Source organism: Tabrizicola aquatica (assembly GCF_002900975.1).
In the GTDB taxonomy this organism is placed as follows: Bacteria; Pseudomonadota; Alphaproteobacteria; order Rhodobacterales; family Rhodobacteraceae; genus Tabrizicola; species Tabrizicola aquatica.
Map to the genome: position 1 here is coordinate 1,534,094 of NZ_PJON01000001.1, position 11,812 is coordinate 1,545,905.

Sequence of the window (11,812 nt, forward strand, 5' to 3'; positions counted from 1 at the left end):
TGTCCACGGTGGGCATTTTCTGATTGCGCAATCAAATCAAGAACTTGGCCGCGGGCATTAACCGTTTGGCAAGGTTTGCTCGTCGATGACTTCGTCACTCCTCGCGAGGGGCGCGCACCGCACCCCGCGACGAGAAGACGAAGTCGCACGAGGAGCCGTCAGCCAGCGGCAACCCCGGCTTCGGCAAAGGTCGCCATGCCGGAATGGCAGGCCACCGCGCCCTGCACCACCCCGATCGCCAGCGCCCCGCCCGAGCCTTCGCCCAGCCGCAGGCCCAGCGACAAGAGCGGTTCTTTCCCCAGCTTCTCCAAAAGCCGGGCATGAGCCCCCTCGGCGCTTTGGTGGCCGGCGACGCAATGGTCCAGCGCGCCCGGCATCGCCTTTTCCAGCACGGCCGCGGCCGCACAGACGATGAACCCGTCCAGGATCACCGGCACCCGCGCCATGCGCGCGCCCAGGATGGCGCCGGTCATCGCGGCAATCTCGCGCCCGCCAAGGCAGCGCAGCACCTGCAACGGGTCGGCAAGCTGCGCCCGGTGCAACTCCAGCCCGGCGGCAACGGCGGCCTCTTTCCGGCGCAAGCCGTCGTCATCCACCCCGGTCCCGCGCCCGGCCCAGCCCAGCCCGCCGTAAAGCGCGGTGGCGATGGCGGCGGCGGCAGTGGTGTTGCCAATGCCCATCTCGCCGGCGACGAAGAGGTCGGCCTTGGGATTCACGGCCGCAAATCCGGTGCGGAGGGCGGCGACAACCTCGGCCTCTGTCATCGCGGGGGCTTCGGTGAAATCGGCGGTCGGGCGGTCGAGGTCCAGCGAATGGACGTCCAGCTTGGCCCCAAAGGCGCGGGCAAGCTGGTTGATCGCCGCCCCGCCATGGGCGAAATTCGCGACCATCTGCACCGTGACCTCGGCCGGGAAGGCCGAGACGCCCTTGGCAGTAACCCCGTGATTGCCGGCGAAGATCGCGATTTGCGGCGCCGAGGCGCGGGGCTTCTCGGTCCCCTGCCAGCCTGCAAGCCAGATCGCCAGCCCCTCCAGCCGGCCAAGCGCCCCCGGCGGCTTGGTAAGCTGGCCGTTGCGCGTCTGGGCCGCGGCGATGGCGGTCTGGTCGGCGGCGGGAAGCCGGGACAGGAGGGCGCGAAACTCGGCGAGGGTCTGGAAGGGCATGGGCGTCTCGGCTGTTGATCCTTGATGCGCTTGGGGCTACCCCAGGGTCCTTGCGAATGCCAGCCGGGAACAGCCGCCTTGCCCACCAACCGCGACATCGCCCCCCGGATTCTGCCCGACCTGTGGTCGGCCTATGCGTTGCTGACGCGGCTGCCGGTGCCGAACCATCAGACCAGCGGCGCGGCCTCGGCCTGGGCCTGGCCCGTGGTGGGCGCGGTCCTGGGCGCACTGGCGGCACTCACCGGCGGGCTGGCGCTGTGGCTGGGGCTGACGCCCGGCGTGGCGGCGGTTCTGGTCCTGGTCCTGGGGGCACTGATGACCGGGGGCCTGCATGAGGACGGGCTGTCGGACACGGCGGATGGCCTGTTCGGCGGCTGGACGCGCGAGCGGCGGCTGGAGATCATGAAGGACAGCCGGGTCGGCAGTTATGGCGTGCTGGCGCTGGTCCTGGTCACGCTGGCGCGCTGGTCGGCGCTGGTGACGATCCTGGCGGCGGGGAACCTGTTGGCGCTGGTCGCGGTGGGGGCCCTGTCGCGGGCACCGATGGGGCTGGTCATGTCCGCCCTGCCCAATGCGCGCGGCGCGGGGCTGGCCCATGCGACCGGCCGCCCCTCGGCCGGCGTGGCGCTGGCGGGGACGGGTCTTGCGCTGGTGCTGGCGCTGGTCTTTGCGGGCTGGGCCATGCTGCCGATGGTCCTGGCGGTGGCACTGGTGACGGGCTGGCTGGCGCGGTCGGCGCAGGCCCGGATCGGCGGGCAGACCGGCGATATCCTGGGCGCGTCACAGCAGTTGGCCGAGGCCGCCTGCCTGGCCGTGCTGGCCGCCCGCGCAGGGTAAGGCTGCGCGGGCGCAGGGGTGCGGCCTCTGGCAATCGGGGCCACGCCGCGCTAGAGGAAGCGGGAGAGCCTGCAGGAAGCCGCCCCATGTCCGATTTCGCCGACGCCATCTCCTCGACCGAAGAGATCATCGAAGACGCCCGCAACGGGCGCATGTTCATCCTGGTGGACCACGAGGACCGCGAGAACGAGGGCGACCTGGTGATCCCGGCGCAGATGTGCACGCCAAGTGCGATCAACTTCATGGCGACGCATGGCCGGGGCCTGATCTGCCTGGCGCTGCCGGCGGCGCGGATCGACGCGCTTGGCCTGCCGTTGATGAGCCCGAAGAACTCCAGCCGGCACGAGACGGCCTTCACGCTGTCGATCGAGGCGCGTGAGGGGGTGACGACGGGCATCTCGGCGGCGGATCGGGCGCGGACGGTGTCGGTGGCGATCGACCCGACCAAGGGCGCGGCGGATATTGCGACGCCGGGGCATATCTTCCCGCTGCGGGCGCGGGATGGTGGCGTGCTGGTCCGCGCGGGCCATACCGAGGCGGCGGTGGATGTCAGCCGGCTGGCCGGGCTGAACGCCAGCGGCGTGATCTGCGAGATCATGAATGACGACGGCACCATGGCGCGCTTGCCGGACCTGATCAGCTTTGCCCAGAAGCACGGGCTGAAGATCGGCACGATCAGCGACCTGATCGCCTATCGCCGCCGGCACGACAACCTGATCACCGAGAAGGCCGTGACCTCGGTCCAGTCGGTGCATGGCGGCGACTGGCTGATGCGGGTCTATGCCGATGAAACCCATGGCGACGAGCATATCGTGCTGTCCAAGGGCGACCTTGCCGCCCCCGGCCCGGTGCTGGTGCGGGTCCATGCGCTGAACCCGCTGGAGGATGTGCTGGGCGTGGGCGGGGGCGGCGAATTGCCGGCCGCCATGCGGCTGATCGCGGCCGAGGGGCGCGGGGTGGTCGTTCTGCTCCGCGACACGACGATGAAGATGGTGGCGCCCGGCGAACACTCGCCCCAGACGCTGCGGCAATACGGGCTGGGGGCGCAGATCCTGTCCTCGCTGGGGTTGTCGGCGATCACGCTGGTGACGAATTCGGTGGCGCCAAAGTTCGTGGGGCTGGACGCCTATGGGCTGACCATCGCGGGCACCCGCGCGATCACGGAGTAAGGTCATGGCCGGAACCGAAACCCACTACACGCTGCCGCTGCCCAGCTTTGACAAGCCGGTGAAGCTGCTGATCGTCGTCGCGCCCTATTACAAGGACATCGCCGACAACCTGGTCGCCGGGGCACGGGCCGTGGCGGCTGCCTGCGGGGCCGAGGTGGACCTTGTCGAGGTTCCCGGCGCGCTGGAGGTGCCCTCGGCCATCGCGATGGCGGAACGGCTGGCGGAGTATGACGGCTATGTGGCGCTTGGCTGCGTGATCCGGGGCGAGACGACGCATTACGACACGGTGTGCAATGACAGCAGCCGGGCGATCAGCCTGTTGGGCCTGCAGGGCGCCTGCATCGGCAACGGCATCCTGACGGTGGAAAACCGCGCGCAGGCCGAGGTGCGGGCCGACCCGGCCGGTCAGAACAAGGGCGGCGGTGCCGCAGCGGCGGCCTTGCACCTGATCGCGCTTTCGCGCAAATGGGCCGGAAAATCCAAGGGGATCGGTTTCCGGGCATGACGTCGGACAAGGGACAGGCAAAGCGCCAGATGAAATCCGCCGCGCGGCTTTATGCGGTGCAGGCTCTGTTCCAGATGGAGGTCTCGGGCCAGACGGTCGAGGCCGTCACGCGCGAGTTCGAGACGCACCGGTTTGGCGCGACCTATGACGAGGGCGAATTTGCCGAGGGCGACGTGGACCACTTCCGCGCCGTGGTGGCGGCTGCGGTGAACTGGCAGGCGAAGATCGACCAGATGACCGACCGGGCGCTGGTTGCGGCCTGGCCGATCGACCGGATCGACCCGGTCCTGCGCGCCCTGTTCCGCGCGGCGGGGGCAGAGCTGGTCGACATGGTCACGCCGCCCAAGGTGACGATCAACGAATATGTCGACGTGGCCAAGGCTTTCTTCCCCGAGGGAAAAGAGTCAAAGTTCGTCAATGCCGTCCTTGACCACATGGCACGCGAGGCCAAGCCCGAGGCTTTCTGACGCGTCCAAGGGGAATGCAACCTGGCTAAGGAGCCCCGCGACATGCGCAAGACCCTGTTGAGTTTGGCAATGGCCCTGCTTCCCTTTCCCGCTTTGGCCGATGACCCTCTGGGTCGGACCTGGGAGCTGCTGGCGGTGGATGGCGTGGTCGTGGACTATGCCGCCACGCTGAAGATCGAGGCGGATGGCGCGGTCTCGGGCAAGGCGCCCTGCAACAGTTGGGGCAGCCGCAACAGCGCGACCCTGCCCGCGCTGGCGTTGGGGCCGATCCGCGCCACGCGGATGGCCTGCGACCGGTTGGCCGAGGAACAGGCCTTCTTCACGGCGCTGGGACAGATGCAAGAGGTCAAGCTGATCGGCGGCCGCAATCTTGTGCTGACCGGGGCCGATGGGCAGAGCATGGAATATGTCATCGACCGGATGAACAGCCTGACCCGCTGCGCGACCTGCCCGCCGAAAAAATAGGGCCGACGGCGCAAGGTGGGCAGATTGCCCACCCTACGCCCGTGCAGGTCGGCCACCACATCCCGGACGGGGCTGGACGCGGCAGGGACGGCACTCCATATGCGGTCGGAACCCCAGCCTTGCAGAAAGACATCATGCTTAGCCGCGCCGCCGTTGGATTGTTCCTGGACCGCCCCCAGGTCACCCGCTTCCTGATCGCCGTGATCCTGCTGAACGCCGTGACCCTGGGGCTGGAGACGGTCCCCGCGGTGATGGAGCAGGCCGGCGGCCTGTTGCTGGCCGTGGATCGGGCCTGCCTGACGATCTTTGTCGTCGAACTGGCGGCCCGGCTTTACGCGCAAGGCGCCCGGTTCTTTCGCAACGGCTGGAATCTGTTCGATTTCGTGATCGTCGGCATCTCGCTGATCCCGGCAGGGGCCGGGTTCTCGGTGCTGCGGGCGCTGCGTATTTTGCGGGTGCTGCGCGTCGTCTCGGTCACGCCAAGCCTGCGGCGCGTGGTGGATGGCCTGGGCCGGGCGCTGCCGGGGATGGGGTCGGTCTTTCTGTTGATCCTGCTGATCTATTACATCGCCGCCGTGATCGCGACCAAGCTGTTCGCGTTCAGTTTCCCCGAATGGTTCGGCAGCCTTGGCGCCAGCGCCTATTCGCTGTTCCAGATCATGACGCTGGAAAGCTGGTCGATGGGCATCGTGCGCCCGGTGATGGAGGTCTATCCCCATGCCTGGGCCTTCTTCGTGCCCTTCATCCTGATGACCACCTTCGCGGTGATGAACCTGATCGTCGGCCTGATCGTGAACTCGATGCAGGAGGCGGCGTCAGAGGAAACCCGCGAGGAAACGCAGGCCTTTGAGGACAAGGTGCTGGCGCGGCTGGCCGAGATCGAGCGCAAGCTGGACAGCCGAGGGTGATGCCGGCGCGGGCGTAGGGTGGGCGATCCGCCCACCCCCGGCGGCCTAGCGGTTGGCGTCGAACAGGCTGGCGGCGCGGTCGAAAAAGCGTTTTCGGACCGCCGGGCCTTCCATCATGATTTCATGCTCGGCCCCTGGGTAAAGGTCGAGTTGCCCATTCGCCCAGGCGGCCATCCGCAGATGCACCGGGGCCACGTCGACCACCTTTTCCGCCGTGCCAAGGGCGCAGATCGCCGGCAGCTTGGGGGCTGGCAGCGCCGCCAGGGCGGCACATTCCTTCAGCGCCGCCCGCAGCCAGGCGATCGACGGACCGGCCAGGGCAAGATCCGGCACCTCTCGCAGTTGGCGGACCATATAGTCCCACATCTCGCGGTCGGTGGTCAGCACATTGCCCTGGAACGGCGCGGTCAGAAGGTAAGCTTCGCCGCCCGTGGTCGGGGCATAGCGGTGTGCATAGCGCAAGGGGCCGGAGAGCGCCGCCACCACGGTCGCCACCGGCCGCAGCCAAGCGGCCATCGAGATCCCCCACATCGGCGCCGAGAACACCGCCGCGCGGAACGGCAGCCCGCGCATCAGCGCGCGCAGGCCGATGCAGCCGCCCATCGAATGGGCCATGAGGAAATAGGGTTCCGGCAGCCCGGCGTGCCGCACCTCGTCCAGCATCACGTCAAGGTCTTGCTGGTATTCGGAAAAATCGCCGATATGCCCGGCCATCCGGTCGGGCAGCGCCCGGTCGGCCAGCCCCTGGCCGCGCCAGTCGATCGTGGCGACCGAATAGCCGCGCGCCACAAGGTCGCCGGCGGCACGGCCATATTTCTCGACGCATTCGGTGCGGCCGGGCAGCAGCAGCACGGTCCCCTTGGTCCCGCCCGGCCACCAGGCCAGGCGAATCCGGGCCGACCCGGCCTCGGCCCAGACGCAGACTGCGCCGGGTGGGCCATCGGCAACTGCGGCGTGGAACGGGGCCCCTGTCACCCCAGGACCGCGCCCAGCTTCATCGCCTGCCCCATCGAGCCATCGACCTTCAGCTTGCCAGTCATGAAGGCCATCGTGGCGTTCATCTGGCCATCCAGGATCGCGCGGAACACGTCAGCTTCGGCGGTAAGGGTCACGTCCGCCTCTTCATCCCCGGCGCGGACGCCGGCGTGGTCCAGCATGATCGCACCCTCGCCCGGGATCACGAACTTGGCCACCCCGTCATAGCCCCCCGACAGCTTGGCCGACAGCGCCTTGACGGCCGCATCAATCATTTCGCTCATGCAAGTCTCTCCTTCGTGACCCCGGCGGCACTGGCAATCTGCCGCGGATCGGTTACTTTCGTGTTATGGGTGTCCGGGCCGCCATTCTCAATCGTATCGTTGCGGCATTTGTGCCGCTTTTCCTGACTTGCGCCGTGGCCTGGGCCGAGGATACCGCCAAGCTGGACGATCTGTTCACGCGGCTGAAGACCGCCCCGGCCCAGGAGGCGGGTCGGATCGAGACGGAAATCTGGATCGAATGGTCGAAATCGGGTTCCCCCGCCATCGACCTTTTGCTGCAGCGCGGGCGCGACGCGCTGGAGATGGGCGACACCGCCCAGGCCATCGACCATTTCACCGCCGTCATCGACCATGACCCCGCCTTTGCCGAAGGCTGGAACGCCCGCGCCACGGCCTATTATCAGGCGGGAGAGTTCGGGCCGTCGCTGGCCGATATCGCCCGCGTCCTGACGCTGAACCCGCGGCACTTTGGCGCGCTGACCGGGCTGGCCTCGATGCTGGAAGAGAGTGACAGCCCGAAAAAGGCGCTGGCGGCCTACAAGGCGGCGCTGGAGATTCACCCGCATCTGGAAGGCGTGCCCGAAGCCATTCAGCGGCTTGAGGCCCAGGAGACGGGTCAGGAGCTTTAAGTCATGGACGCCCCGCGCCGTGTGACGGCGGTCCTTGGACCGACGAACACCGGCAAGACCCACTATGCGATCGAGCGGATGCTCGCCCATCGGACCGGCGTGATCGGGCTGCCGCTGCGTCTCCTCGCGCGTGAGGTCTATGACCGGATCGTCGCCCGCGTCGGCCCCTCGGTCGTGGCGCTGGTCACGGGCGAAGAGCGGATCGTGCCGGAACGGACGCAGTACTGGGTCTGCACCACCGAAGCGATGCCCTTGGAGATCGGGGCGGATTTCGTCGCGGTGGACGAGATCCAGCTTTGCGCCGACGCCGACCGGGGGCATGTGTTCACCGACCGCCTTCTGCGCGCGCGGGGCCTGAACGAGACGCTGTTCCTGGGGTCGGACACCATGCGCAGCGCGATTGCGGCGCTGGTGCCGCATGTGACCTTCCTGAAGCGCGAGCGGTTGTCGACGCTAAGTTACACGGGGTCGAAAAAGATCAGCCGGATGCCACCGCGGTCAGCCATCGTCGGCTTCTCGGTCGAGAATGTCTATGCGATTGCCGAGTTGATCCGGCGGCAGAAGGGCGGTTGCGCCGTGGTCATGGGCGCCCTGTCGCCACGGACGCGGAATGCCCAGGTGGCTTTGTACCAGAACGGCGACGTGGACTATCTGGTGGCGACGGATGCCATCGGCATGGGGCTGAACCTGGACATCAAGCACGTCGCCTTCTCGGCCACGGCCAAGTTCGACGGGCGGCGGATGCGGCCCTTGTACCCGCAAGAGCTGGCGCAGATCGCCGGGCGGGCGGGTCGGCATACCGAGGACGGGACCTTCGGCGTCACTGGCGAGGCGCGGCCCTTTGACGAGGACCTGGTCGAGGCCATCGAGACCCACCGCTTCGCCCCGGTGAAAAAGCTGCACTGGCGCAACGAATCGCTGGAGTTCGGCAGCGCCGAGCGGCTGATCCGCAGCCTGGAAGAGCCGACCTACAACGACTGGCTGACCCGCGCGCGGGATGCCGACGACCTTCTGGCCCTGAAGGCGCTGGCCGCCCTGCCCGAAGTGCAGGACCGCCTGACCGAGCCGAAACGGGTGCAGCTTTTGTGGGATGTCTGCCGGATTCCCGACTTCCGCTCCTCTTCCGGTGCGGAACACACCACGCTTTTGACCCGGATCTATGAGTTTCTGGTCGGCCGTGGCCTGGGCGGCGGGCGGATACCCTCCGACTGGCTGGCAACCGCGATCAAGCGGATCGACAAGACCGAAGGCGATATCGACACTTTGTCGCGCCGATTGGCCTACATCCGCACCTGGACCTACGTCACTCAGCGGAAAAACTGGGTCGAAGACGAAACCCATTGGCGCGACGAAACCCGCGCTGTAGAAGACCGCCTGTCGGATGCCCTGCATGCGGCGCTGACGCAACGATTTGTCGACCGGCGGACGAGCGTGCTGCTTCGCCGGTTGAAGCAGAAGGAGGCTCTGGTGGCCGAAGTGAACGACAAGGGCGAAGTGACGGTCGAAGGCGAATTCGCCGGCAAGCTGGAGGGGTTCCGCTTCAAGCAGGATGCCAGCGCCACGCCCGATGCCGCCCGCACACTGGCGCAGGCCGCGATCCAGGCGCTGAAGCCGGAATTCCATCTGCGCGCCGACCGTTTCTACAACGCGCCGGACACCGAGCTGGACTTCACCGAACAGGGCGGCCTGATGTGGGGCACCAACGCGGTGGGCAAGCTGGTCAAGGGCGCCGAGCCTGCGAAACCCGGGGTCGAGGCTTTCGTCGATGAGGAAGCCGGGCCGGAGGTGGTGGAAAAGGTCCGCCGCCGGTTGCAGCACTTCATCGACCGCAAGGTCGCGGCCCAGTTCGAGCCGCTTCTGAACATGGCCCGCGACGAGACGCTGACCGGCCTGGCCCGCGGCTTTGCCTTCCGCCTGAGTGAGGCGATGGGCGTCCTGCCGCGCGACGCCATCGCGGCGGAGGTGAAAGAGCTGGACCAGGACGCGCGCGGCGCCCTGCGCAAGCATGGTGTGCGCTTTGGCCAGTTCACGATCTTCCTGCCCGCCCTGCTGAAACCGGCACCCACGCGGCTGCGCCTTGTGCTGTGGTCGCTGTGGAACGGGCTGCAAGAGTTCCCCGAATCGCCGCCCCCCGGCCTGGTGACGATCCCGAACGTCCAGGAAGTGCCGAAGCAGCACTATACGTTGGCCGGCTATCACCCCGCAGGCGCACGGGCGATCCGCATCGACATGCTGGAACGCCTGGCCGACATCCTGCGCCAGAAGGATTCGCGCGCCGGGTTCGAGGCGACGCCGGACATGCTGTCGATCACCGGCATGACGCTGGACCAGTTCGCCGACCTGATGTCGGGCCTGGGCTACAAGGGCGAAAAGGGCGAACGCGCCAAGGTCAAGACGGCCGAGGCACCGAAGGCCCCCGAGATTTCGGAAGAAGCCGCCGCTGCGATTGCCGCCGGCGTGCCGATCCCGGAAGAGGTCTCGATCCTGGCCCCTGCCCCGGCACCCGAGGCCGAGGCGGAGGCCGCGCCCGAGATGGAGGTGTTCTACACCTTCACCTGGGCCCCGAAGCCGCGCCACCAGCGCCCCGAGCGCAATGCCGAACGCGGCCCCCGGCCCGAGCGCAAGGAAGGCGGCGCGCCGCGTGGCGACCGTCCGCAGGGCGACAGGCCCCAGGGTGACCGTCCGCGTGGCGACCGTCCGAAGCAGGATGGCGACCGGCCCAAGCACGACCGGCCCAAAGGCGACCGCCGCGACGACCGCAAAGGCGGCAAGCCCCAGCGCGACGACCGGCAGAAAAGCTTTGAGGCCCGGCCGCCCCGCGCGGAAAAGCCGATCGACCCGGACAACCCCTTTGCCGCGCTACTCGCGCTCAAGGGCAAGGTCTGATTGCCCGGGCCTTCGGGCAAGCCGAACCCTTCGGCGGCCCCTGGCCTGCGCCTGGACAAATGGTTGTGGCAGGCGCGGTTCTTCAAAAGCCGCAGCCTGGCCGCCGAGGTGATCGAGGCCGGAGCGGTCCGGGTGAACGGCACCCGGATCAGCCGGCCCGGCCGCGATGTCAGCGCCGGCGATGTGCTGACCTTCGCCCAGGGCGCCCGCATCCGGGTGGTGCGCATCCTGGCACTGGGGGAACGGCGCGGCCCGGCCGCTGAGGCGCAGGCGATGTATCTGGACCTTGATCCGCCCGCGACGCCAGAGGCGCTTGAATGATCCGCCCGCCTGGCTTAGTCAGGCGCAAACGCTTTCGCACCAGGGCACGACCATGACCTACGTCGTCATCGACAACTGCATCGCCTGCAAATACACCGACTGCGTCGAAGTTTGCCCGGTCGACTGCTTCTACGAGGGCGAGAACATGCTGGTCATCCACCCGGATGAGTGCATCGACTGCGGCGTCTGCGAACCGGAATGCCCCGCCGACGCGATCCGCCCCGACACGGAACCGAATCTGGATGAGTGGGTTGCCTTCAATCGCAAGTATGCCGTGCAGTGGCCGGTGATCGTGACAAAGAAGGACCCGATGCCGGGCTATGAGGACCGGGATGGGGAACCAAACAAGCGCGAAAAGTATTTCTCGGAAGCGCCCGGAACCGGCGGCTGAACGCCGACCGATTCGGGTACATGTGCGGCGCCGAATCGGCCCGAATAGGAATAGTGCTGACAGTTCAAGGTTTTAGCCTCTGATCGCCCGTTTCCACGGCAGTTGGAATCGGCCGCGATTTGTGTTATGGTTTGTTTACAAACAAGCATGGAAGCCTGTCTTGACGGCTTAGCGCACTTCGCCTGGGCCCTCTAATTTTGCGACAATCCAACTCCATTCACCAGGGCTGGGGTGCCCGGGTGGGCGGAGTTTGTTGCGGAAAGGCCTCCGAACTGGGGAATGTGCCGTATGACCAAGTCGAAGAAGCCTGAATTCCGCCCGAACGATTTCGTGGTCTACCCCGCGCATGGCGTGGGCAAGATCATCTCGATCGAGGAACAGCAGATCGCCGGGATTCAGCTGGAGCTTTTCGTCATCTCCTTCGAGAAGGACAAGATGACCCTGCGCGTTCCGACGCACAAGGCCATCGACATCGGCATGCGCGCCCTGTCGGCCCCCGATGTGGTGACCAAGGCGCTGGACACGCTGAAGGGCAAGGCCAAGGTCAAGCGCGCGATGTGGTCGCGCCGCGCCCAGGAGTATGAGCAGAAGATCAACTCGGGCGACCTTCTGTCGATCGCCGAAGTGGTTCGCGACCTGCACCGCGCCGACGACCAGCGCGAGCAAAGCTATTCCGAGCGTCAGCTCTATGAGGCCGCCCTTGAACGCCTGACCCGCGAAGTTGCGGCTGTCTCGGGTGTGGATGAAGCCGGGGCCGCCAAGCAGGTCGACTCGGTGCTGGTCGGTCGCGTCGCGGCCTGAACTACCGACCC

General features: G+C 67.4%; 14 protein-coding genes. 11 read left to right on the forward strand and 3 right to left on the reverse strand.

Going from position 1 to position 11,812, the window contains the following annotated elements:
- Positions 1–158: 158 nt before the first annotated feature.
- Positions 159–1,163 carry a nicotinate-nucleotide--dimethylbenzimidazole phosphoribosyltransferase gene (cobT, locus tag CXR42_RS07560; protein WP_103256803.1) on the reverse strand — a complete coding sequence of 335 codons (1,005 nt, stop codon included), beginning with the start codon at positions 1,161–1,163 and terminating at the stop codon, positions 159–161.
- 78 nt (positions 1,164–1,241) lie between these two features.
- On the opposite strand from cobT, the gene cobS reads away from it, so the two are divergent.
- From cobS to CXR42_RS07590, 6 genes are all read left to right on the forward strand, one after another.
- Positions 1,242–2,000: an adenosylcobinamide-GDP ribazoletransferase gene (gene cobS / locus CXR42_RS07565; protein WP_245875360.1), complete on the forward strand. Its 759-nt coding sequence runs from the start codon at positions 1,242–1,244 to the stop codon at positions 1,998–2,000.
- Positions 2,001–2,086: 86 nt separating this feature from the next.
- On the forward strand, positions 2,087–3,169 hold the full coding sequence (gene ribB, locus CXR42_RS07570) for a 3,4-dihydroxy-2-butanone-4-phosphate synthase (RefSeq protein WP_103256805.1): 1,083 nt from the start codon (positions 2,087–2,089) through the stop codon (positions 3,167–3,169).
- A gap of 4 nt (positions 3,170–3,173) precedes the next feature.
- Positions 3,174–3,674 carry a 6,7-dimethyl-8-ribityllumazine synthase gene (locus CXR42_RS07575; protein ID WP_103256806.1) on the forward strand — a complete coding sequence of 167 codons (501 nt, stop codon included), beginning with the start codon at positions 3,174–3,176 and terminating at the stop codon, positions 3,672–3,674.
- Positions 3,671–4,141, forward strand: coding sequence for a transcription antitermination factor NusB (gene nusB, locus CXR42_RS07580; RefSeq protein WP_180995986.1), 471 nt, complete (start codon positions 3,671–3,673; stop codon positions 4,139–4,141). Before CXR42_RS07575 ends, nusB begins: the two co-directional genes overlap by 4 nt.
- Positions 4,142–4,183: 42 nt before the next feature.
- Entirely contained in the window at positions 4,184–4,606 is a 423-nt protein-coding gene (locus CXR42_RS07585) for an META domain-containing protein (protein ID WP_103256807.1), read from the forward strand.
- A gap of 134 nt (positions 4,607–4,740) precedes the next feature.
- A complete protein-coding gene (locus CXR42_RS07590; protein ID WP_103256808.1) occupies positions 4,741–5,514 on the forward strand; it encodes an ion transporter in 774 nt (257 codons plus the stop codon).
- A 45-nt stretch (positions 5,515–5,559) separates the two neighbouring features.
- On the opposite strand, the gene CXR42_RS07595 is transcribed toward CXR42_RS07590, so the two are convergent.
- Positions 5,560–6,489 carry an alpha/beta fold hydrolase gene (locus tag CXR42_RS07595; RefSeq protein ID WP_103256809.1) on the reverse strand — a complete coding sequence of 310 codons (930 nt, stop codon included), beginning with the start codon at positions 6,487–6,489 and terminating at the stop codon, positions 5,560–5,562.
- On the reverse strand, positions 6,486–6,773 hold the full coding sequence (locus CXR42_RS07600; protein WP_103256810.1) for an SCP2 sterol-binding domain-containing protein: 288 nt from the start codon (positions 6,771–6,773) through the stop codon (positions 6,486–6,488). The genes CXR42_RS07595 and CXR42_RS07600 overlap by 4 nt, the downstream gene beginning before the upstream one ends.
- Before the next feature lie 65 nt (positions 6,774–6,838).
- Between CXR42_RS07600 and CXR42_RS07605 the strand changes: the two genes are divergently transcribed.
- The 5 genes from CXR42_RS07605 to CXR42_RS07625 all read left to right on the forward strand — a co-directional run bounded on the left by CXR42_RS07605 (position 6,839) and on the right by CXR42_RS07625 (position 11,801).
- A complete protein-coding gene (locus CXR42_RS07605) occupies positions 6,839–7,402 on the forward strand; it encodes a tetratricopeptide repeat protein (protein WP_103256811.1) in 564 nt (187 codons plus the stop codon).
- 3 nt (positions 7,403–7,405) lie between these two features.
- The gene (locus CXR42_RS07610; protein WP_103256812.1) at positions 7,406–10,288 is read left to right on the forward strand and encodes a helicase-related protein; all 2,883 of its coding nucleotides are present in this window, start codon (positions 7,406–7,408) and stop codon (positions 10,286–10,288) included.
- The gene (locus CXR42_RS07615) at positions 10,289–10,609 is read left to right on the forward strand and encodes an RNA-binding S4 domain-containing protein (RefSeq protein ID WP_103256813.1); all 321 of its coding nucleotides are present in this window, start codon (positions 10,289–10,291) and stop codon (positions 10,607–10,609) included.
- A 52-nt stretch (positions 10,610–10,661) separates the two neighbouring features.
- Positions 10,662–11,000, forward strand: coding sequence for a ferredoxin FdxA (gene fdxA, locus CXR42_RS07620; RefSeq protein ID WP_103256814.1), 339 nt, complete (start codon positions 10,662–10,664; stop codon positions 10,998–11,000).
- A 288-nt stretch (positions 11,001–11,288) separates the two neighbouring features.
- Positions 11,289–11,801, forward strand: a complete 513-nt coding sequence (locus CXR42_RS07625) for a CarD family transcriptional regulator (RefSeq protein ID WP_103256815.1) — start codon at positions 11,289–11,291, stop codon at positions 11,799–11,801.
- The last annotated feature ends 11 nt before the right edge of the window (positions 11,802–11,812 follow it).